The organism is Roseivivax sp. CAU 1761, assembly GCF_054482755.1.
On the sequence record NZ_JBTLRM010000018.1, the window covers coordinates 55,431 to 80,544 of the forward strand.

Annotated in this window: 25 protein-coding genes and 1 tRNA gene; 9 read left to right on the forward strand and 17 right to left on the reverse strand. The window is 72.2% G+C overall.

Translation table 11 applies throughout. The features are described 5' to 3' along the window. Window positions 1–33 precede the first annotated feature (33 nt). Complete coding sequence (gene nusB / locus ACXYMW_RS12320) at window positions 34–486, forward strand: transcription antitermination factor NusB (protein ID WP_459035626.1); 453 nt, start codon at window positions 34–36, stop codon at window positions 484–486. A 39-nt stretch (window positions 487–525) separates the two neighbouring features. On the opposite strand, the gene ACXYMW_RS12325 is transcribed toward nusB, so the two are convergent. Next, on the reverse strand, window positions 526–1,050 hold the full coding sequence (locus ACXYMW_RS12325; protein ID WP_459035627.1) for a peptidoglycan-binding domain-containing protein: 525 nt from the start codon (window positions 1,048–1,050) through the stop codon (window positions 526–528). Window positions 1,051–1,231: 181 nt separating this feature from the next. After that, entirely contained in the window at window positions 1,232–1,711 is a 480-nt protein-coding gene (locus ACXYMW_RS12330; protein WP_459035628.1) for an OB-fold nucleic acid binding domain-containing protein, read from the reverse strand. A gap of 113 nt (window positions 1,712–1,824) precedes the next feature. Here ACXYMW_RS12330 and ACXYMW_RS12335 point away from each other — a divergent pair, with 113 nt between their 5' ends. Beyond that, window positions 1,825–2,148, forward strand: a complete 324-nt coding sequence (locus ACXYMW_RS12335) for a 2Fe-2S iron-sulfur cluster-binding protein (protein ID WP_459035629.1) — start codon at window positions 1,825–1,827, stop codon at window positions 2,146–2,148. Between the two features lie 209 nt (window positions 2,149–2,357). After that, on the forward strand, window positions 2,358–2,885 hold the full coding sequence (locus tag ACXYMW_RS12340; RefSeq protein ID WP_459035630.1) for an FG-GAP repeat domain-containing protein: 528 nt from the start codon (window positions 2,358–2,360) through the stop codon (window positions 2,883–2,885). 34 nt (window positions 2,886–2,919) lie between these two features. Here ACXYMW_RS12340 and ACXYMW_RS12345 read toward each other — a convergent pair whose 3' ends face one another. Beyond that, the gene (locus tag ACXYMW_RS12345) at window positions 2,920–3,561 is read right to left on the reverse strand and encodes a ribonuclease T2 family protein (protein ID WP_459035631.1); all 642 of its coding nucleotides are present in this window, start codon (window positions 3,559–3,561) and stop codon (window positions 2,920–2,922) included. A 138-nt stretch (window positions 3,562–3,699) separates the two neighbouring features. Between ACXYMW_RS12345 and ACXYMW_RS12350 the strand changes: the two genes are divergently transcribed. Beyond that, window positions 3,700–4,476, forward strand: coding sequence for a DUF1013 domain-containing protein (locus ACXYMW_RS12350; protein ID WP_459035632.1), 777 nt, complete (start codon window positions 3,700–3,702; stop codon window positions 4,474–4,476). A 318-nt stretch (window positions 4,477–4,794) separates the two neighbouring features. Here ACXYMW_RS12350 and bhcD read toward each other — a convergent pair whose 3' ends face one another. The 4 genes from bhcD to bhcA form a co-directional block, all read right to left on the reverse strand. Beyond that, the gene (bhcD, locus tag ACXYMW_RS12355) at window positions 4,795–5,760 is read right to left on the reverse strand and encodes an iminosuccinate reductase BhcD (protein WP_459035633.1); all 966 of its coding nucleotides are present in this window, start codon (window positions 5,758–5,760) and stop codon (window positions 4,795–4,797) included. Between the two features lie 115 nt (window positions 5,761–5,875). After that, entirely contained in the window at window positions 5,876–7,051 is a 1,176-nt protein-coding gene (bhcC, locus tag ACXYMW_RS12360; RefSeq protein ID WP_459035634.1) for a 3-hydroxy-D-aspartate aldolase BhcC, read from the reverse strand. 14 nt (window positions 7,052–7,065) lie between these two features. Continuing rightward, complete coding sequence (bhcB, locus tag ACXYMW_RS12365; RefSeq protein WP_459035635.1) at window positions 7,066–8,061, reverse strand: beta-hydroxyaspartate dehydratase BhcB; 996 nt, start codon at window positions 8,059–8,061, stop codon at window positions 7,066–7,068. 11 nt (window positions 8,062–8,072) lie between these two features. Continuing rightward, the gene (gene bhcA, locus ACXYMW_RS12370; protein ID WP_459035636.1) at window positions 8,073–9,263 is read right to left on the reverse strand and encodes an L-aspartate--glyoxylate aminotransferase BhcA; all 1,191 of its coding nucleotides are present in this window, start codon (window positions 9,261–9,263) and stop codon (window positions 8,073–8,075) included. 168 nt (window positions 9,264–9,431) lie between these two features. Here bhcA and bhcR point away from each other — a divergent pair, with 168 nt between their 5' ends. Further along, window positions 9,432–10,274: an HTH-type transcriptional regulator BhcR gene (gene bhcR / locus ACXYMW_RS12375; protein WP_459035637.1), complete on the forward strand. Its 843-nt coding sequence runs from the start codon at window positions 9,432–9,434 to the stop codon at window positions 10,272–10,274. A gap of 3 nt (window positions 10,275–10,277) precedes the next feature. On the opposite strand, the gene guaD is transcribed toward bhcR, so the two are convergent. The 5 genes from guaD to xdhA are packed head-to-tail and all read right to left on the reverse strand — an operon-like array spanning window position 10,278 to window position 18,023. Next, window positions 10,278–11,606 carry a guanine deaminase gene (gene guaD, locus ACXYMW_RS12380; RefSeq protein ID WP_459035638.1) on the reverse strand — a complete coding sequence of 443 codons (1,329 nt, stop codon included), beginning with the start codon at window positions 11,604–11,606 and terminating at the stop codon, window positions 10,278–10,280. Between the two features lie 55 nt (window positions 11,607–11,661). Continuing rightward, a complete protein-coding gene (locus ACXYMW_RS12385; RefSeq protein WP_459035639.1) occupies window positions 11,662–13,245 on the reverse strand; it encodes a xanthine/uracil/vitamin C permease in 1,584 nt (527 codons plus the stop codon). A 47-nt stretch (window positions 13,246–13,292) separates the two neighbouring features. Continuing rightward, on the reverse strand, window positions 13,293–14,168 hold the full coding sequence (gene xdhC, locus ACXYMW_RS12390; RefSeq protein ID WP_459035640.1) for a xanthine dehydrogenase accessory protein XdhC: 876 nt from the start codon (window positions 14,166–14,168) through the stop codon (window positions 13,293–13,295). Further along, complete coding sequence (xdhB, locus tag ACXYMW_RS12395) at window positions 14,165–16,495, reverse strand: xanthine dehydrogenase molybdopterin binding subunit (RefSeq protein ID WP_459035641.1); 2,331 nt, start codon at window positions 16,493–16,495, stop codon at window positions 14,165–14,167. The genes xdhC and xdhB overlap by 4 nt, the downstream gene beginning before the upstream one ends. A gap of 22 nt (window positions 16,496–16,517) precedes the next feature. Beyond that, window positions 16,518–18,023, reverse strand: coding sequence for a xanthine dehydrogenase small subunit (gene xdhA, locus ACXYMW_RS12400; protein ID WP_459035642.1), 1,506 nt, complete (start codon window positions 18,021–18,023; stop codon window positions 16,518–16,520). Window positions 18,024–18,180: 157 nt separating this feature from the next. Here xdhA and ACXYMW_RS12405 point away from each other — a divergent pair, with 157 nt between their 5' ends. The 3 genes from ACXYMW_RS12405 to ACXYMW_RS12415 all read left to right on the forward strand — a co-directional run bounded on the left by ACXYMW_RS12405 (window position 18,181) and on the right by ACXYMW_RS12415 (window position 20,402). Then, a complete protein-coding gene (locus ACXYMW_RS12405; RefSeq protein ID WP_459035643.1) occupies window positions 18,181–19,128 on the forward strand; it encodes a LysR family transcriptional regulator in 948 nt (315 codons plus the stop codon). A gap of 38 nt (window positions 19,129–19,166) precedes the next feature. Then, window positions 19,167–19,243, forward strand: a tRNA-Met gene (locus tag ACXYMW_RS12410). Between the two features lie 211 nt (window positions 19,244–19,454). Next, window positions 19,455–20,402: a DMT family transporter gene (locus ACXYMW_RS12415; RefSeq protein ID WP_459035644.1), complete on the forward strand. Its 948-nt coding sequence runs from the start codon at window positions 19,455–19,457 to the stop codon at window positions 20,400–20,402. Between the two features lie 12 nt (window positions 20,403–20,414). Here the strand turns inward: ACXYMW_RS12415 and ACXYMW_RS12420 are convergent, their stop codons facing one another. Beyond that, complete coding sequence (locus ACXYMW_RS12420; protein ID WP_459035645.1) at window positions 20,415–20,681, reverse strand: DUF6522 family protein; 267 nt, start codon at window positions 20,679–20,681, stop codon at window positions 20,415–20,417. A gap of 62 nt (window positions 20,682–20,743) precedes the next feature. Further along, a complete protein-coding gene (locus ACXYMW_RS12425) occupies window positions 20,744–22,048 on the reverse strand; it encodes a P-loop NTPase family protein (protein ID WP_459035646.1) in 1,305 nt (434 codons plus the stop codon). A gap of 243 nt (window positions 22,049–22,291) precedes the next feature. On the opposite strand from ACXYMW_RS12425, the gene cysE reads away from it, so the two are divergent. After that, the gene (cysE, locus tag ACXYMW_RS12430; protein ID WP_459035647.1) at window positions 22,292–23,101 is read left to right on the forward strand and encodes a serine O-acetyltransferase; all 810 of its coding nucleotides are present in this window, start codon (window positions 22,292–22,294) and stop codon (window positions 23,099–23,101) included. A gap of 22 nt (window positions 23,102–23,123) precedes the next feature. Here cysE and ACXYMW_RS12435 read toward each other — a convergent pair whose 3' ends face one another. The 3 genes from ACXYMW_RS12435 to ACXYMW_RS12445 all read right to left on the reverse strand — a co-directional run. After that, window positions 23,124–23,807, reverse strand: coding sequence for an E3 binding domain-containing protein (locus ACXYMW_RS12435; RefSeq protein ID WP_459035648.1), 684 nt, complete (start codon window positions 23,805–23,807; stop codon window positions 23,124–23,126). Continuing rightward, window positions 23,800–24,069 (reverse strand): hypothetical protein, encoded by a 270-nt coding sequence (locus ACXYMW_RS12440; protein ID WP_459035649.1) that lies wholly within the window; start codon window positions 24,067–24,069, stop codon window positions 23,800–23,802. Before ACXYMW_RS12440 ends, ACXYMW_RS12435 begins: the two co-directional genes overlap by 8 nt. Beyond that, on the reverse strand, window positions 24,066–25,114 hold a 1,049-nt coding region (locus ACXYMW_RS12445), incomplete at its 5' end, for a pyruvate dehydrogenase complex E1 component subunit beta (protein WP_459035650.1). The genes ACXYMW_RS12445 and ACXYMW_RS12440, both read right to left, overlap by 4 nt.

Consider the following 25,114-nt stretch of genomic DNA (forward strand, 5'->3'; position numbering starts at 1 on the left):
CCCCCCCCCCCCCCCCCCCCCCAGGCCCGACAGATGAAGAAGCTGCGCCGCTCGGCGGCGCGCCTGCACGCGGTGCAGGCGCTGTTCCAGATGGAGCATTCCGACCTCTCTGCCGACCAGGTGCGCGAGGAATTCCTGGCGCACCGCTTCGGGCTCGAGCTCGAGGAGGGCGACGAGATGATCGACGCCGATGTCGATCATTTCCGCCTGGTGCTCGACGAGGCGGTGAACTGGCAGGCGCGGATCGACCAGATGACCGACCGCGCGCTGGTGGCGAAATGGCCGATCCAGCGCATCGACCCGACGCTGCGGGCGCTGTTCCGCGCCGCCGGGGCGGAATTCGTGACCACCGACACGCCACCCAAGGTGGTGATCGTGGAATACGTGGAGATCGCCAAGGCGTTCTATCCCGAGGGCCGCGAGAGCCGCTTCGTCAACGCCGTGCTCGACCACATGGCGCGCGAGGCCAAGCCGGACGCGTTCTGAGCCTCCCGCCGGGCCCGCCCGGCCGGACAGGGCGGCGGCTCAGCCGTCGGGCAGGTCGACCGCCACCAGCCCCAGCGCCCGCGCGGTCTCGAGCGACAGCTTGCCGCTGTCGAGCCCGCGGGCGCGTTGGTAGCGGCGGATCGCGGCGCTGGTGGCGGCGTCGACCATGCCGTTCACCGGCCCCGCGTAATAGCCCCGGACCTTGAGCGCGCGCTGCACCGAGGCGTCGAAATCCGGCGTGCGCGCGGCCGGGCAGGGCGCCTCGAAGCGCAGCGTGCCGCGCGGCCGCACGACCCGGGGCACGGGGGCGTTGCGGTAGATCGGCGGCCGGATCACGCTGCCGTCGGGGGCGATCTCGGCCTGTACGACCTGGACCTGCCCGGGCACCTGCTCGTAGATCGCCGGCACCAGGTCGGTGGCCCAGCAGCGCCCCGTTTCGTCCGCCACCGCCTCCGGCACCGCGCCGGAGGGCGGCGCCGCGGGCGCGGCGCAGCCCGCCAGCGCCGCCGCGGCGAGGAGCGCGGCGAGGCCGCGGCGGGGAAACGGAAAGGCGGGCTGCAACATCTGGGCGGGTCTTCCGGGGGAGCGCTGTCGGCGCCGACCATATCGCCCCGCAAAGGCCGCGGAAACCCGCCCCGCCGCATCCCCCTGCCTCCCCTTCTTCTGAGTGGAAATATCCCGGGGGTGTGGGGGCAGCGCCCCCGCCGCGCAACCGGGGCCCCCGCGCCCCTCCGTCAGGCCGCCCTCAGGCCGGGTCGAGCAGCCGGTCGAGCAGGTGCGAGATGTCCTCCACCGCCTCGGCGATGACATGGGTGACGCCCGAATCGCGCTGCACCCGGCCGGTGACCCGCAGCATGCGCCCGGCGATCACCGCGCGGCGGAAGCGTTCGTAGAGGCTGCGCCAGACGATGACGTTGATCACCCCGGTCTCGTCCTCGAGGGTCAGGAAGATCACCCCCTTGGCGGTGCCCGGGCGCTGGCGCAGGATCACCAGCCCGGCCACCGCCACCCGCGCGCCGCCGGGCGGCAGGTCGAGATCGCCGGCGCAGAGGCAGGAGGGCGGGCGCGGCCAGCGCCGCGGCGGGGCGCCGCGGGCGGCCGGGCCGGGAGCGGGGGCGCCCGGGCTGGGGCCGGCCTGAAGGGCGCCGCCCGGGGTGGAGACGATCCGGGTGGAGACGATCCGGGCGGGGGCGCCGGAGGGCGGTGGGGGCGGGGCGAGCGTCATGGAACATAAGTAGAACATCTTCCCCGGCGCGCCAAGCCCCGGGCGAAACCGCTGGAAGCCCGGCCCGGGCTTCTTTACCCAAGGCCTCGACGTCGAAACCGGAGAGAGCTCAGATGGCGAAGATCACCTATATCGAGCACAACGGCACCGAGCACGTGGTCGAGGTGGCGAACGGGCTGACCGTGATGGAGGGGGCCCGCGACAACAACATTCCCGGCATCGAGGCCGATTGCGGCGGCGCCTGCGCCTGCTCGACCTGCCACGTCTATGTCGACCCGGCCTGGGTGGAGAAGCTGCCGGCCAAGGACGACATGGAGGAGGACATGCTGGACTTCGCCTACGAGCCCGACCCGGCGCGGTCGCGGCTGACCTGCCAGATCAAGGTCACCGACGCGCTGGACGGGCTGGTCGTGCGCATGCCGGAGAAGCAGATCTGAGCCGGGCGCCGCGCCGGCCCGGACGCCGGTGGCGGCGTCTCGCCCGCGGCGCGCTGCTGGCGGCGGGCCTGTGGCCGGCCGCGACCGGCGCCGGGGCCGCGGAGATCGCCGCGGCGCGCTTCACCGATCCCACCGACCGCTACGGCCACGCCATCCTCGGCGACGCGCTGGAATGGGGCGGGCTGGAGATCACCCGCACCGATGGCAGCGTGCTGCGCGCCCGCCTGCCCCGCGCCATGGTCTTCGAGGATCTGGCGCCGCGGCTCTGGGATGTCGACGGCGACGGCGCCCCGGAGGTCGTGGTGGTCGAGACCGCGCTCGACCGCGGCGCCCGGCTGGCAATCTGGGGGCCCGGGGGCCGGCGCGCCGCCACCGCCTTCATCGGCCGGCCGAACCGCTGGCTGGCGCCGGCCGGGGCCGCCGATCTCGACGGCGACGGGCGGGTCGAGATCGCCTATGTCGACCGCCCGCACCTGGCCCGCATCCTGCGCCTCGTGCGGCTCGAGGGCGACCGGCTGGTGGAGATCGCCAGCCGCGCGGGCCTGACCAACCACCGCATCGGCGAGGACGCGATCGCCGGCGGCCTGCGGCGCTGCGGCGGCCGGCCGGACCTGGTGCTGGCCGATGCCGGCTGGCGCCGCCTGATGCGGGTGGGCTTCGACGGCACGGCGCTCACGGCGCGCGACGGGGGGCCGTGGAGCGCCGCCGCCGCCGCCCGGGCGCTGGCCTGCCGCTGACCGCGCCGCCGCGCCGCGGGGTTTGGCACACCGGTCAGCGCACCGGGTCGAGCAGCGCGTCCTGCTGGCGGCAATCGCGGATCACGTCGGCGCCGCAGCGCCGCGGCGCGAGGTCTCGGGTCAGGCAGAGCCGCGCCTCCTGGATGCGCCCGGAGCGGCAGGTGATGGTGATGCCGTCGGCCATAAGCCCGGGATTGGCCTCGAGGAACGCCTCCTCCACCAGCCGCGCCGGCAGCGTCACCGGCGCCTCCAGCCGGCGCAGCGCCGCGGGGCGGCGCACCGCCTCGAAGGCCTGGCGGGCGGCGTCGAAATATTCCTCGGCCGAGAGCCCGGAACAGGTGCCGTGCTTTTTCCACTGGTGCCAGGCCGAGGCGCCCGAGCCCATGATGTCGGCCATCGCGGCGGTCATCCGGCGCGACGGCGGCCGGGCCTCGGTCGGGCAATAGGACGGCCAGCCTTCGGCATATTGCGGCCAGAGCCCGTGCAGCACCCATCCCAGCGGCCGGTCGCATTGCGGCGCGTCGCGGGCCTCGCCCTCGAGCGCGCACCAGCTGGGCGACCAGCTCAGCGCCAGCACGTAATAGTCGAAACGCCCGGCCGCGTCGCCCTCGGCGCGGGCCGCAAGGCCCGGCAGGGCCAGCATCGCCGCCAGGATCAGCGCCGCGCGCCGGTGCATTTGCTCTTCCCTCCCGCTGCCGCGGCCACTATATAGCGCCCGAGTTCCCCGACAACGGAAACCCGTCCCGGCCCCCCGGGACCTCCCAGGGCCGAGACCCCGGGAGCCCGAGAAGACTTGCGCAAGGAGACGAACGACATGGCCAAGCTCTTGCATCCCAAGGCCACCGCCGTCTGGCTCGTGGACAACACCACGCTGACCTTCCAGCAGATCGCCGCCTTCACGGAGATGCACGAGCTGGAAGTCCAGGGCATTGCCGACGGCGACGTCGCGGGCGGCGTCAAGGGCTTCGACCCGGTCGCCAACAACCAGCTCGACCAGAGCGAGATCGAGCGCGCCGAGGGCAATCCGAGCTACCGGATGAAGATGAAGTTCAACCCGGCAGCCCGCGACGAGGAGAAGCGCCGCGGCCCGCGCTACACCCCGCTCAGCAAGCGCCAGGACCGCCCGGCGGCGATCCTCTGGCTGGTGAAGTTCCACCCGGAACTGTCGGACGGCCAGATCGGCAAGCTGGTGGGCACCACCAAGCCGACGATCCAGGCGATCCGCGACCGCACCCACTGGAACATCCAGAACATCCAGCCGATCGACCCGGTGGCGCTGGGCCTGTGCCGGCAGAGCGAGCTCGACGACGCCATCCAGAAGGCGTCGAAGAAGCAGGGCGCGGTGATGGACGACGATGCCCGCCGCAAGCTGGTCTCGACCGAGCAGAGCCTGTCGATGGAGCCGGAACCGCGGCTGCCGTCGGCGATCGAGGGGCTGGAAACCTTCAGCCTCAGCGATCCGCGCGACGACGAGGACGACGAGCCTCGCCGCGGCAAGGAGGATTATTCCGACGCCGACGCCTTCTTCAACTTGCCGGATTCCGACGACGACGAGGACGACGAGGACGACAGCGACGATCCGCGCCGCTGATGGCCGCACCGTCCCGGCACGCCAAGGGCCGCCCCGAGGGGCGGCCCTTTGTCATTCGGCCAAAGCCCGGCCGGGATCAGCCGGCCGCGCCATGACCGTGCCGGGGGCCGGGGGCGGCGCAGCGCCGATCGGTTCCGCAGGGCTGGCGGGAGTGCCGGACGTCATGCCGGCGCGGCCGCGTCCTGCGCCGGGGGGGGCGGCAGCCGCCCCGCATCCCGGACGGCCCCGAAGCGCCGGCGGGAAAGCGGGGCGTCCTGCGTCCGCGGCAGGACCGCGGCGCGGGTCCTGCGGCGTGGCGCGGGCCGGCCTCCCGTGATCTCAGATCTCGACCTCCAGCGCCCCGCCGGAGCGGCGGGCAAGGTCGACCACGGCGGCGGCCACGGCGAGGTCCTGCAGCCCGACCCCGGTGCCGTCGAAGAGGGTGATCTCCTCGGCGCTTTGGCGGCCGGGATGGCGCCCGTTGATCACCGCGCCGATCGGGGTGATGTCGGCCTCGCGGATCAGGCCCTCAGCCACCGCGTGCTGGGCCTCGCCGAGGCTGACCGATTGCGCCACCTCGTCGGCGAACACCGTGGCGCGGGCCAGAAGGGCGGGCTCGACCTCCTGCTTGCCGCGGGTGTCGGTGCCCATGCAGGCGAGATGGGTGCCGGGGCCGACATGCTCGGCCATCAGGGTGGGGGCGAAGGACGAGGTGATGGTGACGATCACGTCGGCCGCGCGCAGCCCGGCGAGGTCGACCGCCTCGAAGGGCAGGCCGGCCTCGGCGGCGACCTTCTCGAGATTGGGCAGCATCTCGGGATGCAGGTTCCAGGCGATGACCTTTTCGAAGTCGCGCTGCTCCAGCGCCGCACGGAGCTGGAAGCCGGCCTGGTGCCCGGCCCCGACCATGCCGAGCACGCGCGCGTCGGGCCGCGCCAGGTGGTTGATCGACACCGCCGCCGCTGCGGCGGTGCGCAGCGCCGTCAGCAGGTTGCCGCCGACCATCGCCGAGGGCCGCCCGGTATCGGGGTCGAACAGGAAGATCGTCGACTGGTGGTTGATCAGGCCGCGCTTCTCGAGGTTCTGCGGCCAGTAGCCGCCGGCCTTCAGGCCGAGCGTGGCGCCGGCGCGGTCGAACCCGCCCTTGAAGCCGTAGAGCGCCTCCTCGTGGCCCAGCGCCTCGCGCACGACGGGAAAGTTGTAGGCCTCCTCGGCCGCCATGGCGGCGAAGACCCTCTCCACCGCGGCATAGGCGGCGTCGCGGGTCATCAGCTGGGCGATGTCCTTTTCGGGGACGATGATCATCGGAACCTCCTCGGAACGGGCAGGGGCCGGGCGCCGCGGATCGGCGGAGCGCCCGGCCGGAAACGGAGCGCGCCCGGGCCGCGGGGTCCGGGCGCGGTGGGTGCGGCGGCGCGGCTCAGTAGGCCTTGCCGCGGGCCGAGACCGGCCAGAGCGCCTCGACCCGGCCGCCGCGGACCCCGACATACCAGTCGTGGACGTTGCAGGTCGGGTCGCAATGGCCCGGCACCAGCCGCAGCCGGTCGTTGACCCGCAGCGCGCCGGACGGATCGGCGACCACGCCGTGCTCGTCCGAGCACTTGACGTATTCGACGTCGTCGCGGCCGAAGATCACCGGCAGGCCGCTGTCGACGGACTGCGCCTTGAGCCCGGCATCGACGATCGCCTTGTCGGCCTTGGCGTGGCTCATCACCGTGGTCAGGATGAACAGCGCGTTCTCCCATTCGCCGCGGTCGATGCGGCGGCCCTCGGCGTCGAGGATGCGGCCGTAATCGGCGTCCATGAAGGCGTAGGAGCCGCATTGCAGCTCGTTGTAGACGCCCGAGGCGCTCTCGAAATAGTAGCTGCCGGTGCCGCCGCCGCCGACGATGTCGCAGTCCAGTCCCTCGGCCTTCAGCGCCTCCACCGCGTCGCGGACCTGGGCCACGGCGACGTCGATCTTAGCCTTGCGGTCCTGGTAGCTGTCGAGGTGCTGCATGGCGCCCTGATAGGCCTGGAGGCCGGCGAATTTCAGGCCCGGCGCGGCGTCGATGGCGCGGGCGATCTCGACCACCGCCGGGGTACTGGTGACGCCGCAGCGCCCGGCGCCGCAATCGATCTCCACCAGCGCCTCGATCTCGGTGCCGTGGCGCTGCGCGGCGGCGGAGAGATCGGCGACGTTGTCGATGTCGTCGACGCAGACCAGGGTGCGGGCGCCGAGCTTGGGCAGGCGGGCCAGGCGGTCGATCTTGGCCGGGTCGGTGACCTGGTTCGACACCATCACGTCGGTGATGCCGCCGCGGGCGAAGACCTCGGCCTCCGAGACCTTCTGGCAGCACACGCCGCAGGCGCCGCCCTTCTCGATCTGCAGCCGGGCGACATCGACCGACTTGTGCATCTTGCCGTGCACGCGGTGGCGCATGCCATGCGCCTTGGCATAGTCGCCCATCTTGACGATGTTGCGCTCCAGCGCGTCGAGATCGAGCATCAGGCAGGGCGTCTGGATCTGGCCCTCATCCATGCCGATATGGGCCGGGATGTCGTAGCCGACCTCGAGATTGTCGAAGCTTTCGGGCGTCTTGATCGGGGCGTTCATGGGCGCTCTCCTTCTCAGATGGTCCAGGGCAGGCGGTCGAGATCGACATTGCCGCCGGTGACGACGATGCCGGTGCGCCGGCCGCGATAGGTTTCGGGATGCTTCAGCACGGCGGCCAGCGGCACCGCGCTCGACGGCTCGGCGACGATGCGCAGGTGCTTCCAGATCAGCTTCATCGCGGCGACGATCTCCTCCTCCGAGACGGTCTGGATGTCGCTGACATGGCGCGAGACGAAGTGCCAGGTGTTCTCCTTCAGCGGCACCTTCAGCCCGTCGGCCACGGTGACCGGGGCGTCGTCGGCGATGATGTGGCCGGCGCGGAAGGAGCGCGCGGCATCGTCGGCCTGTTCGGGCTCGGCGGCGTAGATCCGCGTCCCGGGCGCCAGCTGCGACACCGTCAGGCAGGTGCCCGAAATCATGCCGCCGCCGCCGATCGGCGCCACCACGGCGTCGAGCGGACCGCCCATCTCTTCCGCCTGCTCGAGCAGCTCGGCAGAGCAGGTGGCCTGGCCGCAGATCACCCGCGGGTCGTTGTAGGGATGGACGAACTCGGCGCCGGTCTCCTCCTGGATGCGGGCGAAGGTCACCTCGCGCGAGGAGGTCGAGGGCTCGCATTCGGTGACCTGCCCGCCATAGCGGCGCACCGCGTCCTTCTTGGCCTCGGGCGCGGTGTGCGGCATCACCACGTGGCAGGGAATGCCGCGGCGCCCGGCCGCCCAGGACAGCGACAGGGCGTGGTTGCCGGAGCTGTGGGTGGCCACGCCGCGCCGCGCCGTGGCCTCGTCGAGGCCCATCACCGCGTTGGTGGCGCCGCGCACCTTGAAGGCGCCGGCCTCCTGCAGGTTCTCGCACTTGAACAGCAGCTCCGCCCCGGCCAGCCGGTCGAGATGGTCCGAGCGCAGCACCGGGGTGCGGCGGATATGGGCGCGGATGCGGTCATGCGCGGCGCGCATGTCGTCGAGGGTGAGGGCGGCGGCCGGGGTCTCGGCCGTCATCGGGGAGTCGAGCATCGGATCCTCTGTCACGCGGCGGCGGCGAGCGCCGGGTTGCGGTTGGTGCGGTAATGCGCCTGGGCGGCGGCGACGCCGGAGCCCAGCGTGATGTCGAGGCCCAGATCGGCCATGCACATCTCGGCGGTGGCGATGCCCGAGAGCGTCATGACGTCGGTCAGGCTGCCGAGATGGCCGATGCGGAAGACCTTGCCCGCGACCTCGCCCAGCCCGGTGCCGAAGGCGACGCCGTAGGTCTCGGCGGCGTGGCTGACGATGCGGCTGGCGTCGAAGCCCTCGGGGGTGCGGATGGCGCTGACCGTGTCGGAGTAGAATTCCGGCGCGCTGGCGCAGAGTTCGAGCCCCCAGGCCCGGACCGCTGCGCGCACGCCCTCGGCGATGCGGGTATGGCGGGCGAAGACGTTCTCCAGACCCTCGTCGAGCAGCATGCGGCAGGCCTCGTTGAGCCCGTTCAGCAGACCCACGGCGGGGGTGTAGGGATAGGCCGAGGCGGCGTAGCCCTTCTCCATGTCGCGGGTGTCGAAGAAGGTGCGCGGCAGGGCGGCGGTCTCGCGCGCCGCCAGCGCCTTGCCGGAGAAGCCGATGATGGCGAGCCCGGGGGGCAGCATGAAGCCCTTCTGGCTGCCGGTGACGGCGACGTCGACGCCCCATTCGTCGAAGCGGAAATCCATCGAGCCGATCGAGGACACGCCGTCGACCATCAGCAGGGCCGGGTGGCCGGCCGCGTCGATGGCCCGGCGCAGGGCCGCGATGTCGGAGCGGACGCCGGTCGCGGTCTCGTTGTGGGTGGCGAGCACCGCCTTGATCTTGTGGCCCTTGTCGGCGCGCAGGACCTCCTCGTAGCGCTCGGCCGGCAAGCCGTCGCCCCAGGCGGTCTCGATCACCGTGACGTCCAGCCCGTGGCGCTGGCACATGTCGATCCAGCGGTGCGAGAACATGCCGTTGCGCGCCGCGACGACGCCGTCGCCGGGCGACAGCGTGTTGGTCAGCGCCGTCTCCCAGCCGCCGGTGCCGGTGGAGGGGAAGAGGAAGATCGCCGCCTCCTCGCTCTTCAGCACCTCGCGCACGCCGGCGCGGGCCGGGTGCAGGATGCGCCCGAAAAGCGGCGAGCGGTGGTCGATGGTCGGCATGTCGCAGGCCTTGCGGAGCGATTCCGGGATGTTCGTCGGGCCGGGGATGAAGACCGGATTCTGGAAGCTCATGGACCGTCTCCTTTGCTGTCCCGTCCAGAGTAACCGGCACCCCCCGAGTCGCGCCATTTTTTTGAAATCGTTTTTCAGAAATGCAGTGTGCATACTTTGTGCCGCGTTGCCAGTGGCTTGGTTTTTTCATAAGGTGAAATCGTTTTTCGGGAACGCGCGAGGATGTCGATGGAAACGGCGAAGAATGGCTCTGGCAGGCGGGCGCGCGGTCGGCCGCGCGGCTGGGAGGACAAGACCGAGCAGAACACCATCAAGTCGCTGGACCGCGCCATGGAGGTGTTCGAGCATCTGAGCGACCAGCCCGGCGCCGCGCTGTCGACCCTGGCCGCCGATCTCGACCAGTCGCCGGCGACGCTCTACCGCATCCTGGTGACGCTCGAGGGCCGCGGCCTGGTGGAGTTCGACGCCGCCAGCCAGCTCTGGCATGTGGGCGCCCGCGCCTTCGTCATCGGCGCCCGGTTCCTGCGCCGCACCAGCCTCGTCGAACGCGCCCGCCCGGTGCTGCGCGAGCTGATGGAGGAGACCGGGGAGACCGCCAATCTGGGCATCGCGCAGGGCGCCTCGGTTCTGTTCGTGAGCCAGGTCGAGACCCAGGCCAGCATCCGCGCCTTCTTTCCGCCCGGAACGCTGTCGCCGATGCACGCTTCGGGGATCGGCAAGGCGCTGCTGGCGCACATGCCGGCGGAGCGGCGGGCGCGGCGGCTGGCGGCGGCGCCGCTGGAGCGCTTCACCCCGCACACCTTCTGCGATCCCGCGGCGCTCGAGACCGAGCTGGCGCTGAGCCGCGCCCGGGGCTGGGCGCTTGACGGCGAGGAGAAGACCCTGGGCATGCGCTGCGTCGCCGCCCCGGTCTTCGACGCCCATGGCGAGGCGGTGGCCGGGCTGTCGGTCTCGGGGCCGACCAGTCGGGTCTCGGAGACCGCGGTGACGGCGCTGGCCGACCGGGTCAAGGCGGCGGCGCGGCAGCTCAGCCAGGCGGTGGGCGGCGATCCCGATCTCGCCGCCCCCTGAGGGTCAGGCGGCGTGGCGCCGCGCCGGGGCGCGGCCCCGGATCTGGGCGCGGCCGGCGAGGTAGACCTCCTCGACCGCGCGGTCGTCGGCCATCACCTGCAGGATGAAGAGCTCCTCGGCCAGGCTCTCGGCGCGCGCCGCGCGCAGCGCCATCGCCGGGGTGGCGCGCGGGTTCAGCACCGCGATGTCGGCCTCGGTGCCGGGCGCCAGCGTGCCGATGCGGTCGGCCAGCCCCAGCGCCGCGGCATTGCCGCGGGTCGCCCAGTCGAAGGCGGCGAAGGGGTGCAGGGCCTGGCCGCGGAGCTGCAGCACCTTGTAGGCCTCGCCCATGGTGGCGAGCATCGAATAGGAGGTGCCGGCGCCGATATCGGTGGCGACGCCCGCGGTGATGCCGCGCGCCGCCAGCCCGCCGGCATCAAAGAGCCCGGAGCCCAGGAACAGGTTCGAGGTCGGGCAGAAGACCGGCCGGGCGTCACGCTCGGCCAGCGCGCCGATCTCGCGGTCGGTGAGGTGGATGGCGTGGCCCAGCAGGGTGTTCCGGCGCACCAGCCCGAAGGCCTCGTAGATGCCGAGATAGTCGGGCGCGTCGGGATAGAGCTCGGCGGCGCGGGCGATCTCGGCGCGGTTCTCCGACAGGTGGGTCTGGATGTGGCAGTCCGGGTGTTCGGCGGCGAGCGCGCCGGCGGCCTCGAGCTGCGCCGGCGAGGAGGTCAGCGCGAAGCGCGGGGTGATGGCGTAGCCCAGCCGGCCGCGGCCGTGCCAGCGCTCGATCAGCGCGCGGCTGTCGTCGTAGCCGGTCTGCGCGGTGTCGCGCAGGCCCTCGGGGGCGTGGCTGTCCATCATCACCTTGCCGGCGATCAGCCGCATGTCGCGGGCCAGCGCCTCGGTGAACAGCGCCTCGACCGAGGTCGGGTGGACCGAGCCGAAGGCCACCGCCGTGGTGGTGCCATGCGCCAGCAGCAGGTCGCAGAAGGCGCGGGCCATGGCGGCGGCGTGGTCGGGATCGGCAAAGGCAAGCTCGGCCGGGAAGGTGTGGTTGGTGAGCCAGTCGAGGAGCTGCGCCCCCCAGGAGGCGATCACCTGCACCTGCGGGAAATGCACATGGGTGTCGATCATGCCCGCGGTGACGAGGTGCGGGCGGTGGTCGTGGATGGTGGCGCCGGCGGCCTGCGGCGCGATGTCGTCATGCGGACCGCAGGCGGCGATGCGGCCGTCGCGGACCAGCAGCGCGCCGTCCTCGTGATAGGTGTAGGCGGCGTGATCCTCGGCGCCCTCGGGGGCGCGGTGAAAGGTCAGGACGCGGCCGCGGATCAGCAGGTCGGGGGCGGTCATGGCGGGTCTCTCTCTGGCAGGGGACGGGGCGGCGCCGGGCCGCCCCGTCATCGGGTCATTCGCCGGGTTGCAGGTCCGGTGCGGCCGGGGCCGGGGCGTCGTCGGCCCGGGCGTCGTCGCGGTGGAAGAGCGGGTAGATGGCCAGGAACGCGCCGGCGATCAGGTAGCCCGCGGCGACCGGGGTCAGGGTCGGCCATTGCAGCGTCGCGGCATGGATGATCCCGGCCGAGGACATCGTCGCGGCGGCCAGCGCGAAGCCCGCGGCGATGCGGAAGCGGCCGTCGATCAGGCTGGCCACGATGGCGCCCCAGATCAGGCCGGTCAGGATCGCGCCCTGGCTGAGCAGCAGATGGCCGGTGTAATGCGCGCCCTGCTGCGCCAGCGCCGCGGTGAAGGCCTCGTCGCCAAGCGCCGGCAGGCCCTCGACCCCAGAGGCGCCGAGCGCGCCCATCATCGAGCCCCACTTGGTGACGAGGAAGCTCGAGACATGCGGCATCATGGCGATGGTGACGGCGGCCATGTGCGCGGGCTTCACCGATTGCGCGGTGTTGGTGATCAGGCTCAGCGCCACGAAGACCAGCACCGGGGCGGCCGCGGCGGCCGGGATCAGCGCGTTGAGGAAGGCCAGCAGCCCGAAGATCGCGGCCAGCGGGATCACCGTGCCCACGGCGATGATGTAGCCGGCATGGGCGCCCATCCGCTTGTAGGCCGGGTGGCCGATATAGGCGGTGGTCGGGAAGGGCGAGCCGAACAGCGCGCCCAGCATGGTGCCGGCGCCGTCGGTGACCTGGCAGAGCCCGACCGGGTAGCGGTCGCCCACCGCCTCGGCGCTCTCGACGTTGTTCATGGTCTCGATGAAGTTGTAGATCTGCACCGGCACCAGCACGAGGAACAGCTCGGGATTGGCGAAGAGGTGCTGCAGGCCCACCGCCATGTCGCCGAACCACGGCAGCGGCGGGTAGAAGCCGACGCCGGAGACGTCGATCTCGGCCTTGCCCAGGAGCAACGCCACGACGGTGCCGACGATCAGGGCCAGCAGGCCCGCCGGCACGTCGAAGGGCAGGCGGAAGCGGCCGACGAGGCCCCAGAGGATGATGATCAGCGAGGCGAAGCCGACGAACGGGTCCTCGAACACGGTGGCCAAGGGCACGGTGCCGATGAAGACCAGCGCGATGCCGCAAAGCGTGCCGAGCATGCCGGCGCGCGGCGTCACCCGCTTCAGCCAGGGCCCGACCAGCGCGCCCATGGCGGCGACGATGCCGCCCATGAAGCCCGCGGCGATGCCGACCTGCCAGGCCAGCACGGCGTCCTGCGTCGACCAGTAGATCGGCCCGATGACGCCGAACAGGTAGACGAACATCACCGGCGTGGAGATGCCGTAGGGCAGGGCGGTGACGTCGCGCCCGGTGGCCCGCGCGGTGCGCCGGGCGAGCCAGGCATAGACCGCGACGCCGGCGACGATGGCCACCGCCGCGCCGGGCAGGATGCGGCCATAGACGATCTCGGCCGGCATGCCGAAGACGAACTGGCAGATCCCCGACAGCACGATCAGGTTGACGAGGTTGTCGGTGAACAGCGCCCAGAAGGCGCTGGAATCGTTCCGCGTGAAAAGCTTGTAGTCGTATGTTCCGGTGCGCATCGCCCGGCTCCTCCCTTTGATGTCCTCCGGCCCTGCCGTCCGCGCGCTCAGGCGCGCGGTCCCTCCCGGCGCAGGCCCTCCCCTGTCACGGGCCGCGCCGGCGGCGCCGCCCCCCGTTCGGCGCCGGCGGCGGGGTTCGCCGTCAGCGCCGTCATCACTTCCGCGAGCACCAGCGCCGCGATCACCTCGGGGCGCTTGTCGCGGCTGCCGCCGGCCCCGATCGGGCAGGTCAGCGCCCCGGTGGCGAGCCCGTCGCCGGCCTCGCGGCACCAGCGGTCGAACTTGGCGCGCTTGGTCTTCGACCCGATCAGCCCGACATAGGCGGCGTCGCCGCGCTCCAGCGCCGCGCCGGCGCAGAGGAAGTCGAGCCCGTGATCATGGGTCGCGACGATGTAGGCGCTGCCCGGCCCGGCCTCGTCCACCGCGGCTTCGGGCAGCGGCGTCAGGCGGGTCGGGATGCCCGGCGCGGCCTGCGCCAGCTCGGCCGCGCGCGGGTCGATCAGCAGCACCCGCACCGGCATCTGGGCCATCAGCGCCGCCAGCGCCCGGCCGACATGGCCGGCGCCGAAGATCAGCACCTCGGGCAGGGCGGCGCGGGCGGCGGTCTCGCGCTCCAGCGCGGCGCGGCGCTCGGCCCGGCCCATGCGGGTCAGGGCGATTTCCACCCGGCCGCCGCAGCACTGGCCGATCTCGGGGCCGAGCGGCACGTCCATGCGGTCCGACAGCGCGCCGCTTTCCAGCATCTCGCGGGCGCGGGCCAGCACCATCCATTCCAGCCGCCCGCCGCCGATGGTGCCGTGCTGCGCGGTGGCGGCGACGATCATCTCCGCGCCCACCTCGCGCGGGGAGGAGCCGCGGACCCGCGCCAGCCGCACCCGCACCAGCGCGCCGTGGCGGTCGAGGAAGCCCGCGAGCGCGGTCACGACCCGGCCCTCCGCAGGCGCTCCACCGCCATCAGCACGCGCTCGGGCGTGGCCGGCGCGTCGAGCCGGGGGCAGGTGCGGTAGCCGTCGACGCTGGCCACCGCCATCGACAGCGCCTCGAGCACCGAGACACCGAGCATGAAGGGCGGCTCGCCCACCGCCTTGGAGCGCTTGATGGTGCGCTCGGCATTGGCGTTCCACGCCACCAGGTCGACGTTGAAGATGCGCGGCGCGTCCGAGGCCAGCGGGATCTTGTAGGTCGAGGGGGCGTGGGTGCGGAGCCGGCCGCGGTTGTCCCACCACAGCTCCTCGGTGGTGAGCCAGCCCATGCCCTGCACGAAGGCGCCCTCGACCTGCCCGCGGTCGAGATCGGGGTTCAGCGAGCGGCCGACATCGTGCAGCAGGTCGGCGCGCAGCACCCGGTTCTCGCCGGTCAGGGTGTCGATCTCGACCTCGGCGCAGGCGGCGCCGTAGGCGTAGTAGTAGAACGGCCGTCCCTTGCCCTGGGCGCGGTCCCAGTGGATGTCCGGGGTCTTGTAGAACCCCGCCGCCGAGAGATGCACGCGGGCCATGTAGGCGGCCTTGACCAGCGCGTCGAAGGCGATCTCCTCGCCCTTGACGGCGACCGCGTTGGGCAGGAAGGCGACCTCTTCCGGGCTGGCCTGCCAGCGCTCGCAGGCGAAGGCCACGAGCCGCGCCTTGATCTGCTCGGCGGCGTCGAGCGCCGCCATGCCGTTCAGGTCCGAGCCCGAGGAGGCGGCGGTGGCCGAGGTGTTGGGCACCTTCTCGGTCGTGGTGCGGGTGATGCGGATGCGGTCGATATCGACCTGGAAGGCGTCCGCCACCACCTGCGCCACCTTGGTATTGAGCCCCTGGCCCATCTCGGTGCCGCCGTGGTTGAGGTGGATCGAGCCGTCCGAGTAGACGTGGATCAGCGCCCCGGCCTGGTTGTAATGCGTCGCGGTGAAGGAGATGCCGAACTTCACCGGGGTCAGCGCGATGCCGCGGCGGATCACCGGGCTGGTCTCGTTGAAGGCGCGGATCGCCTCGCGCCGGGCGCGGTACTCGGCACGCTCCTCCAGCTCCTCGACCAGCCGCAGGATGACGTTGTCGGTGACCTGCTGGTGATAGGGGGTGAGATCGCCGCCGTCGCGGTAGAAATTGGCCTTGCGCACGTCGAGCGGGTCGCGGCCGAGGGCAAAGGCGATCTCTTCGATCATGCGCTCGGCGGCGACCACGCCCTGCGGGCCGCCGAAGCCGCGGAAGGCGGTGTTGGAGACCGTGTTGGTCTTCATCGGCCGGCTTTGCAGGCGGACATGGGGGTAGAAATAGGCATTGTCGGCGTGGAACAGCGCGCGGTCGGTGACCGGGCCCGAGAGGTCGGCGGAGAAGCCGCAGCGCGCCGCGAACTGGCCCTCGACCGCCTGGATCCGGCCCGCGCCGTCGAAGGCCAGGTCGTAGTCGATGACGAAGTCGTGGCGCTTGCCGGTCGCGGTCATGTCCTGGTCGCGGTCGGGGCGGCACTTCACCGGCCGGTTCAGCCGCTTCGCCGCCAGCGCCGCGACGCAGGCGAAGAGGTTCATCTGGCTTTCCTTGCCGCCGAAGCCGCCGCCCATGCGGCGCACGTTCACCGCGACGGCGTTCGACGGCACGCCGAGGACATGCGCCACCATGTGCTGCGCCTCGCTCGGGTGCTGGGTCGAGCAATGCACCGCGACCTCGTCATCCTCGCCGGGGACGGCAAAGGAGATCTGGCCCTCGAGATACATGTGATCCTGCCCGCCGACGCGGAGCTGGCCCCGGACCCGGTGTTCCGCCGCGGCCCGCCCCGTCTCGAGATCGCCGCGCGCCAGCGTCAGGCCGGGCGTGACCTCGGGGTAGCCGGCGGCGATCGCCGCCTCGGGGTCGAGCGCGTGCGGCAGCGCCTCGGTCTCCACCCGCGCCAGAAGCGCGGCGCGGCGGGCGGCATCGCGGGTCTCGGCGATGACGGCAAAGAGCGGCTGGCCGTGATACTCGATCAGGCTTTCGGGGAAGACCGGGTCGTCGCCGCGCCCGGTCGGGCTGATGTCGTTGGCGCCGGGAATGTCGGCGGCGGTCAGCACGTCGACGACGCCGGGCGCGGCGCGCACTGCGGCGAGGTCCAGCGAAAGGATCCGGCCATGGGCGATGTCGGAGACGCCGAGATAGGCGTGCAGGGTGCCGGCGGGCTCGGCGATGTCGTCGGTATATTCGGCGCGGCCGGTGACGTGCTTGGCGGCGCTGTCATGGGCGAGGCTGGTATGCACGGCCCCGCGGACGGCGCGGCGGATCGGGTTCATGTCGGTCATTGCTCTCTCCTCCCTCGGCCGCTCAGGCGCTCAGCCGGACCGGGGCCTCGGCGCCCTGTTCCAGCCAGAAGCGGCGCAGCAGGTTGGCGGCGGCCAGCCGCCGGTATTCGGCCGAAGCGCGCCAGTCGCTGAGCGGGCTGTAATCGCCCTCCAGCGCTTGCGCCGCGGCCTCGAAGCTCTCGGCGGCGAAAGGCGCGCCGGTCAGCGCCGTCTCGGCCGCCGCGGCGCGCTTCGGCGTCGCCGCCATGCCGCCGAAGGCGATGCGTGCCCCGGTGATGGTGCCGCCCTCCACGTCAACGGCGATGCCGCAGGCCAGCGCCGAGATATCCTCGTCGCGGCGCTTCGAGACCTTGTAAGCGGCGTGCCGGGTGCCGGGCCGGGGCAGGGGGATGGTCAGGCTCTCGACGAACTCGCCGGGCGCGCGGTCCTGCTTGCCGTAATCGAGGAAGAACTCCTCCAGCGGCAGGGTGCGGCGGGCGTCGCCGCGGCGCAGGGTGACGCGGGCGCCCAGCGCGATCAGCACCGGGGACGTGTCGCCGATCGGCGAGCCGTTGGCGACGTTGCCGCCGATCGTGCCCATGTTGCGCACCTGCCAGCCGGCGATGCGGTCCCAGTAGGGGGCGAGATGCGGGAAACGCTCGGCGATCACCGGGGCGAAATCGCTGTAGCTGACGCCGGCGCCGATCTCGACCGCGTCCCGGCCGGTCTCGATGCGACGCAGCCCGTCCAGATGGCCGATGAAGAGCGCCGGGCCGATGGGCTTCAGCATCTTGGTGACCCAGAGCCCGACATCGGTGGCGCCGGCGACGATGGTGGCCTCCGGGTGGGCGTCGAGCAGCGCGGCGAAATCGTCGACGTCGGCGGGCAGGATCGCGCGGTTCTCCGCGGGGCCGGTCTCCACCCGCGCGCCGTCGGCGAGCCGGGTCAGGGTCTCGGTCAGGCGGGCGCGCTCGGTCGCCAGCCAGTCGGCGGCCGGAGAGCCATGCCCGGCCGCGGCCTGGGCCGCGCGGATGATCGGCGCGTAGCCGGTGCAGCGGCAGAGATGGCCCTGCAGCGCGGTCTCGATCTGCGCCACGCTGGGCGCCGGCACCTCCATCCAGAGCGCGTAGAGCGACATGACGATGCCCGGCGTGCAGAAGCCGCATTGGCTGCCGTGATGCTCGACCATCGCCTTCTGCACCGGGTGCAGCCCGCCATCGGCGCCGCGCAGATGCTCCACCGTGACCACGTGGCAGCCGTCCAGCGTGGCGAGGAAGCGGATGCAGGCATTGACCGGCTGGTAGCGCAGGGTGCCGTTCGCGAGCCGGCCGACCAGCACCGTGCAGGCGCCGCAATCGCCCTCGGCGCAGCCCTCCTTGGTGCCGGTCAGCCGGCGCGCCAGGCGCAGGTGGTCGAGCAGCGTGTCGGTGGCCGCGACCTCCTCCAGCGCGACCTCGGCATCGTTCAGCACGAAGCGGATGGTGCTGCGGATGCCCGCCTCGGTGGCGGTGCGGCGGCTGGCATTGTGGATTTCGGTGTTCTGCGGCATGGACGGTCCCCCCGTGGCGGTCGCAATTCGCGTCACGAACAGGGTAGGGCCGAGGCACACCTCCTGATAAGCGAGGCAGTCGGTAAATTCTTTCTACGCATCATTGAAAGTCGGGCCGATCCGCGCTGCACTAGACTGGCGCCTGGGAGGAGCCGGAATGCCTTACGTGGAAAGCCTGCGGGTCTTCGCACGCGTGGTCGAGCTGGGCTCGATCACCGCCGGCGGGCGCGACCTGCGCCTGACCCCGGCGGTGGCCAGCAACCGCATCAAGGAACTCGAGCAGCGGCTCGGCGTGCGGCTCTTCAACCGCACCACGCGCTCGCTCACCCCGACCGAGGTCGGCCGGGTCTTCTACGAGGAGGCGCGCGAGGTGCTCGACCGGCTGGACCGCGCCGAGGCGGTGGTGGCGACCTTCTCGCACACCCCGAGGGGCGCCATAAGGGTCGCCGCGCCGCTCGGCATCGGGCGCCGCATCGTCGGGCCGCTGGTGCCGGACTTCGCTGCCCGCTACCCCGAGACCGAGCTGCGCCTCAGGCTCACCGACCGCCGGGTCGACATCCTCAATGACGGGCTCGACGTGGCCTTCTTCCTTGGCAACCCGTCGGATTCCAACCTCACCCTGCGCAAGATCGCCGATTGCGACCGGGTGCTGGTGGCGGCGCCCGCCTATCTCGACGCGCGCGGCCGGCCCGGGCGGCCCGAGGATCTGATGGCGCACAATTGCCTGCTGCTGCGCTATCCGCGCTCGCCGGAATATTACTGGGTGCTGCAGACCCCCGAGGGCAAGCGCCGGCTCGACGTCGCCGGCCGCTTCGACGCCGATGACGGCGACATGCTGACCGCCTGGGCGCGGGCCGGCCACGGCATCGCCATGAAGCCGCGCTTCGACGTCGCCGCCGACCTGGCCTCCGGCCGGCTCGTCGAGGTGCTGCCCGAGACGCCGCCCGAACCGGCGCTGTTCGGCTGCCTCTATCCCCATCGGCGGCTGCAGGACGCCAAGGTGGCGCTGTTTCTCGACTACATGGCCGAGCATGCCCGGGCGGCGCTCGACGCCCCCGGAGCGGGCCCCGAGGATTCTGCCTATGGCGGCGATTTTTCCGCTTGACCCAATCCGGCCCCTGCCGTACCCAGCGCCACGCTTCTGGCGGAGTAGCTCAGTTGGTTAGAGCAGCGGAATCATAATCCGCGTGTCGGGGGTTCAAGTCCCTCCTCCGCTACCAAGCCCCCCTTCATCCTTCGCGACGAGACCCGGCTGCGCCGGTCGCCGCACGCCTCTGTCGGCGGCATTGACCGGGGCGCGCGGGGAGCCTAGAGGCGAAGCTGGAAGCCGGGCGATGGCGTCGCCCGCGGCGGCGCGGCCGCCTTCCGCAACCCGTCCCGTACGCCCGGACCGATGCCGCAGGCCGGATGCCTGCGCGGAAAGGTTTCGAGATGACCGCCCTGACCCATGCCGCCCGCGCCTCCGGGCAGACCGGGCTTCTGGCCATGTGCCTGGCCATGCTGTTGCTGCCGGTGGGCGATGCGCTCTCCAAGCTCCTGACGGCGATCGCCGGCCCCTTCGACGTCACGCTCTGGCGCACCGTCGCCCAGGCGGCGTTCTTCCTGCCGCTGGCGCTGGTCATGCGGCGGCGGCTGCGGGATCTGGTCACCGGCGCCACGCTGCTCTCGGGAGCGCTGGTGATCGCGGTCATGCTGTCGCTGGTCAGCGCCGTCGAGGTCATGCCGATCGCCACCGCCATCGCGATCTTCTTCATCGAGCCCTTGCTGCTGACGGCGCTGGCCGGCCCGCTTTTGGGCGAGCGCGCCGGGCCGCGCCGCTACGCCGCGGTGGCGGTGGGGCTGGTCGGCGCCCTGGTGGTGATCCGGCCCAACTTCGCGCTGTTCGGCCCGGTGGCGCTGCTGCCGGCGGCGGCGGCGCTGGCCTATGCGCTCAACATGGTGGTGGTGCGCCGCGCCACCCGCGACCGCTCGCCCCTGAGCTTCCAGCTCGGCGCGTCGTTCTGCGCCGCCGGCCTGCTGCTGGCCGGGCACGGGGTCTCGCTGCTGGCGGGCCGGGAGGCGGCGTCGCTGCTGGCCGCGCCGCTCTGGGCGCAGGGCGCGGTGCTGGCAGCCGGGGCGCTGGCGGCGCTGACCTTCCTGCTCATCGCCTTCGCCTTCAGCCGCGCCGAGGCCAGCACGCTGGCGCCGATGCAGTATCTCGAGATCGTCGGCGCGACGCTGGTGGGCTACGCGGTGTTCGGCGACCTGCCGGACGCCATGACCTGGGCCGGCACCGCGATCATCCTCGCCTCCGGCGCCTATGTGGTGCACCGCGAGCGCCTGCAGGCCGCCGCCGCCCGCCCGGTCGAGGAGACGGCCGCGACGCGCGGCGAACGCTGAGCCGGGCGCGGCTCAGCCGCCGGCGCGCGGCGCGTGGGCAGGGAAGGTGGCGCGCTTGAGCACCGTGCCGGCGCCGTCCACCGTCAGCCGCAGCGCCTTTCCGTCATGGTAGAAGGTGAGCCGGAAGCGGCCGGCATCCTCGTCCATGCCGGTCTCGCAGCGGCTGGTGATCCGGCCCTGGCGCATCAGCGTGCGCACCGCCTTGGCGGGCAGGCCGAACGCCTCGGCGAGGAGGGCCGCATCGACCTCGAAGCCGGCTTCGCTGACGCTCACGCTCATCGTCCGCTCCCGCTGCATCCGCGGCAAAGGCTAGGAGCCCGCGCCGCCGGCTGCAAGCGGGCTCACTTCACGATCACCTCGTCGCGCACGAACATGTTGGCCCAGGCCCGGTCGACGAGTTCCGGGGTCATCTTGTAGGGCGCACCCTCGAAATTGCACACCGCGATCATCTGGTCGATCAGGAAGACCGGGTGGTAATTGGCGAAGACGTTGCCGATGGCGGGGTATTTCGATTTCAGCAGGTAGACGAGGCTGCGTTCGCAGAGCTGCAGCCCCTTCTTGCGCGCCACCAGCGCGAAGATCTTCAGGAAGTTCTCCTGGTCGGGACCGTCGATCTTGATCTTGAAGAAGATGCGCCGCAGGGCCGCCTGGTCGAAGATCTCGTTCGGGTGGAAGTTGGTCGAAAAGATCACCAGCGTGTCGAAAGGGACCTCGAACTTCTCGCCCGATTGCAGCGCCAGGATGTCCTTGGATTCCTCCAGCGGCACGATCCAGCGGTTGACCAGCTTCTGCGGCGGCTCGGCCTGGCGGCCGAGGTCGTCGACGATGAAGATGCCCCCCGTCGCCTTGAGCTGCAGCGGCGCCTGGTAGGTCCGGGCGGTCGGGTTGTAGACCAGGTCGAGCATGTCGAGCGACAGCTCGCCGCCGGTGATCACCGTGGGGCGCTGGCACAGCACGTAGCGCGAATCGTAGAGCGTGCGGCGGCGCAGCGAGGTGGTGTCCTCGGCCTCCTCGCTGGCGGCCGCGTGCACGATGGGATCGTAGACGGTGATCACCTGGCCGGCATATTCCAAGGCCCGGGGCACGTAGATGCGGTCGCCGATGGCGTCGCGCACGCCGTTGGAGATCGACGACTTGCCGTTGCCGGGCGGGCCGTACATCAGGATCGAGCGCCCGGAGCTCACCGCCGGGCCGAGATGGTCGAGCAGCGCCGGCGGCAGCACCAGATGTCCCATGGCGCGGGTCAGCTGGTCGCGGGTGATCTGCACGTTGCGGATCGATTGCCGGGCGATCTGTTCGCGGTAGGCGGCCAGCGGCACCGGCATGGCGCCGTAATATTCCGATTGCGACAGCGCGTCGAGGGCGCGCGCCTTGCCGCTGTCGGTGAGCTGATAGGTCATCTCGCTGCCGGCGCCCGCCGACAGGGTGCCCATGGCCTCGACCAGGCGCTGCGACCGCGCCATGTCCACCAGTTCCTGGGTCACCGGCACCGGCAAGCAGATCGCCCGCGCCAGCGCGCTCACCGTTCCGGTGCTCTTGCGGAACATGGTCTTGAGCACGATGTCGCGCATCATCACCACGGGCAGCTGCATGTCCTCGAGCCGCTTGGGGGGCGGCGGGGCGACGACGGCGGTCTGCATGTTCACGGGCCGGGGCTCCTCGGAAAGGGCGGGGATGCCGCGCCGGTATGGACGCGCTTTGTGGCGAGAGCGGGGCTGGCGGTGGACGGTTTTGGGGATGCCGGGGCGGCTCCAGTACGGCTCCCGGGGCTGCGGGGGCGGCACCCGCGCCGGCATCCATTTCATTCCGTGATTCCCCGCCGCACGGCTTGGCGTTTTCGGCCCGAGGGCCTATCTGCTACACTCTGGCCGTCAACCTGGAGGCACATCATGGCTGAGACGCGCGCCAAGATCGCCGAACTCGACCCCGTCTGGGGCCGCATCATGCGCGAAGCCGAGCAGGCCGTCATCGACGAGCCGCTGTTGGGCGGACTGGTGCACCAGTCGATCCTGCACCACCCGACGATCGAGCGGGCGCTGGGCTACCGGATCTCGCTGAAGCTCGCCTCGGGCGAGATGTCCGAGCAGATCCTGCGCGAGATCTGCGACGAGGCCTACGGTGCCGATCCCGAGCTCGCCCTGGCGGCCCGCGCCGACATCGTGGCGGTCTACGAGCGCGACCCGGCCTGCCTGCGCTTCCTGCAGCCGCTGCTCTTCTTCAAGGGCTTCCAGGCGCTGCAATGCTACCGCGTGGCGCACTGGCTCTGGGTCCAGGGCCGCCGCGACCTGGCCTATTTCTTCCAGATGCGCTGCTCCGAGGTGTTCGGGGTCGACATCCACCCGGCCGCCCGGGTCGGGCGCGGCATCATGATCGACCACGCCCATTCCATCGTCATCGGCGAGACCGCGGTGGTCGGCGACAACGTCTCCATGCTGCATTCGGTGACGCTGGGCGGCACCGGCAAGGAGGAAGAGGACCGGCACCCGAAGATCGGCGACGGCGTGCTGATCGGCGCCGGCGCCAAGGTGCTGGGCAACATCAAGGTCGGCAAGTGCAGCCGCGTGGCGGCCGGCTCGGTGGTGCTCTCGGACGTGCCGCCCTGCAAGACCGTGGCCGGGGTGCCGGCGCGGATCGTCGGCGAGGCGGGCTGCGACCAGCCCTCGGTGAGCATGGATCACCTGATTCGCGGCGGCGCCTGACCGGGCCCCTAGGGGCCCCAGCTCAGACGAACAGCTCGGCCGGGTGCAGGATGCGCTCGGCCATGGCGGCGAGGAACGCCGCCCCGCGGCGCGGCGACAGCGCCGCGGCATCGACGGTCAGCACCAGCGACAGGCGCGGCTCGGCGCTCTCGGGCCCGGGGCCCGCGACGCTGAGCGTGGCGGCCCCGGGCGCCACGACCGGCAGCATGGCGCGGTCGAGCCCCGATTGCATCAGATCGCAGATGGCCAGCGCCGAGGCGCCGGCGACGTCCATCGTCTCGGGATCGAGCAGCGCGGCTCCCGGGCCCGGCAGGGCGCCGGTCTCGGACCGGGCCGCGTCGGCGGCGCGGCAGAGCAGGTGCCCGGTCCGCTGCGGCGCGCGGCGGGAGAATTCCTCCAGAAACAGCAGGAAGGTCCGGGCGGGCACGCTCCGGGCGAGGGTGTAGGTCACCGGCACTCCGGCAACCTCTGGCGTCGGGCCGGCCGCGGCCGGGGCGGGGTCCGCCGCGGGCGCCTGGGCCGGGGCGCCCGCGGTCGCTGCCGCGGAGGAGCGCGACGCGGCGGCCTCCGCCGTCCGGGCCTCGGCCGGCAGGTCGCGGACGACGATGCGGCCCGCCGGGCCGCTGCCCGAAAGTTGCGCCAGTTCGATCCCGGCCTCGCGCGCCAGCCGGCGGGCCAGGGGCGAGGCGCGCAGCCGTTCAGCCATCGCCGGCGGTCTCCAGCGTGACGATGTCGTAAGGCGGGCGGGGCTGCCGGCCCGCGGCCAGCGCGCCCACCGCGCGCGACAGGTCGCGGCGATGCGCCGCGATCCATTCATAGGCCTCCTGGTGGCTCGGACGGTCGCCGGGGCGCAGCCCCGCCATCAGGCATTCCGGCACCAGCGCCGATACCTGCCGCCCGTCGATCTCGACGCGGATGCGGTAGGCCTCGGCCCCGGCATCGCGGCCGCGCACCTCGACCCGGCTCATCGGTAGAGCACCGATTTCGCCGCCGCCACGACCTGCTCGGCCGACGGGCGCGCCGCCGCCTCGAGCGCCTCGGCATAGGGCATCGGCACGTCCGCCCCTGTCACCGCCAGCACCGGCGCGTCGAGCCAGTCGAAGGCCTCGCGCATCAGCACCGCGCCGAGGTGGTCGCCGATGCCGCCGACCGGCCAGCCATCCTCCACCGTGACGCAGCGATTGGTCCGCCGGACGCTGTCGATCACCGCCGCGCTGTCGAGCGGCCGCAGGCTGCGCAGGTCGATGACCTCGGCCTCGATGCCCTCGCCGGCCAGCGTTTCGGCGGCGGCCAGCGTCGCCACCATGCCGATGCCGTAGCTGACCAGCGTGACGTCGTCGCCGGCGCGCCAGCGCCGCGCCTTGCCGAACGGCACCACGTGGTCGTCGAGATCGGGGACGTCGAAGCTCTGGCCGTAGAGCGTCTCGCTTTCCAGCAGGATCACCGGGTTGGGGTCGCGGATCGCCGCCTTCAGCAGGCCCTTGGCGTCCGAGGCGGAATAGGGCGCCGCCACCTTCAGCCCCGGCACATGCGCCATCCAGGCGGCGAGACTGACGGCATGCTGGGCGCCGACCCGACCGGCCGTGCCGTTGGGACCGCGGAACACGATCGGGCAGGCCAGCCGGCCGCCCGACATGTAATGCGTCATCGCCGCCGATTGCACGATCTGGTCAAGCGCCTGGAGCGCGAAGGCCATGGACATGAACTCCACCACCGGGCGCAGCCCGCCGAAGGCGGCGCCGATGCCGATCCCGGCCAGGCCCTGCTCGCAGGGCGGCGCGTCGAGCACCCGGTCGGAGCCGAAGGCGTCGCGCAGCCCCTGGGTCACCTTGTAGGTGCCCTGATGCTCGCCCACCTCCTCGCCCATGACGATCACCGCCTCGTCGCGGCGCATCTCCTCGGTCAGGCCGTCGCGCAGCGCCTCGCGCACCGTCAGGGCGCGCAGCCGGGCGCCTTCCGGCCAGTCCGGCTCGGCCCGCTCGGGCCGCGGCCGGGCGCGCGGGCGCGCCGCGA

Bases quoted from the DNA above. Each gene is read 5' to 3' on its own strand.
- nusB (WP_459035626.1), top strand. From the start codon at position 34: ATGAAGAAGCTGCGCCGCTCGGCGGCGCGCCTGCACGCGGTGCAGGCG.
- ACXYMW_RS12325 (WP_459035627.1), bottom strand. From the start codon at position 1,050: ATGTTGCAGCCCGCCTTTCCGTTTCCCCGCCGCGGCCTCGCCGCGCTC.
- ACXYMW_RS12330 (WP_459035628.1), bottom strand. From the start codon at position 1,711: ATGACGCTCGCCCCGCCCCCACCGCCCTCCGGCGCCCCCGCCCGGATC.
- ACXYMW_RS12335 (WP_459035629.1), top strand. From the start codon at position 1,825: ATGGCGAAGATCACCTATATCGAGCACAACGGCACCGAGCACGTGGTC.
- ACXYMW_RS12345 (WP_459035631.1), bottom strand. From the start codon at position 3,561: ATGCACCGGCGCGCGGCGCTGATCCTGGCGGCGATGCTGGCCCTGCCG.
- ACXYMW_RS12350 (WP_459035632.1), top strand. From the start codon at position 3,700: ATGGCCAAGCTCTTGCATCCCAAGGCCACCGCCGTCTGGCTCGTGGAC.
- bhcD (WP_459035633.1), bottom strand. From the start codon at position 5,760: ATGATCATCGTCCCCGAAAAGGACATCGCCCAGCTGATGACCCGCGAC.
- bhcC (WP_459035634.1), bottom strand. From the start codon at position 7,051: ATGAACGCCCCGATCAAGACGCCCGAAAGCTTCGACAATCTCGAGGTC.
- bhcB (WP_459035635.1), bottom strand. From the start codon at position 8,061: ATGCTCGACTCCCCGATGACGGCCGAGACCCCGGCCGCCGCCCTCACC.
- bhcA (WP_459035636.1), bottom strand. From the start codon at position 9,263: ATGAGCTTCCAGAATCCGGTCTTCATCCCCGGCCCGACGAACATCCCG.
- bhcR (WP_459035637.1), top strand. From the start codon at position 9,432: ATGGAAACGGCGAAGAATGGCTCTGGCAGGCGGGCGCGCGGTCGGCCG.
- guaD (WP_459035638.1), bottom strand. From the start codon at position 11,606: ATGACCGCCCCCGACCTGCTGATCCGCGGCCGCGTCCTGACCTTTCAC.
- ACXYMW_RS12385 (WP_459035639.1), bottom strand. From the start codon at position 13,245: ATGCGCACCGGAACATACGACTACAAGCTTTTCACGCGGAACGATTCC.
- xdhB (WP_459035641.1), bottom strand. From the start codon at position 16,495: ATGACCGACATGAACCCGATCCGCCGCGCCGTCCGCGGGGCCGTGCAT.
- xdhA (WP_459035642.1), bottom strand. From the start codon at position 18,023: ATGCCGCAGAACACCGAAATCCACAATGCCAGCCGCCGCACCGCCACC.
- ACXYMW_RS12405 (WP_459035643.1), top strand. From the start codon at position 18,181: ATGCCTTACGTGGAAAGCCTGCGGGTCTTCGCACGCGTGGTCGAGCTG.
- ACXYMW_RS12415 (WP_459035644.1), top strand. From the start codon at position 19,455: ATGACCGCCCTGACCCATGCCGCCCGCGCCTCCGGGCAGACCGGGCTT.
- ACXYMW_RS12420 (WP_459035645.1), bottom strand. From the start codon at position 20,681: ATGAGCGTGAGCGTCAGCGAAGCCGGCTTCGAGGTCGATGCGGCCCTC.
- cysE (WP_459035647.1), top strand. From the start codon at position 22,292: ATGGCTGAGACGCGCGCCAAGATCGCCGAACTCGACCCCGTCTGGGGC.
- ACXYMW_RS12435 (WP_459035648.1), bottom strand. From the start codon at position 23,807: ATGGCTGAACGGCTGCGCGCCTCGCCCCTGGCCCGCCGGCTGGCGCGC.
- ACXYMW_RS12440 (WP_459035649.1), bottom strand. From the start codon at position 24,069: ATGAGCCGGGTCGAGGTGCGCGGCCGCGATGCCGGGGCCGAGGCCTAC.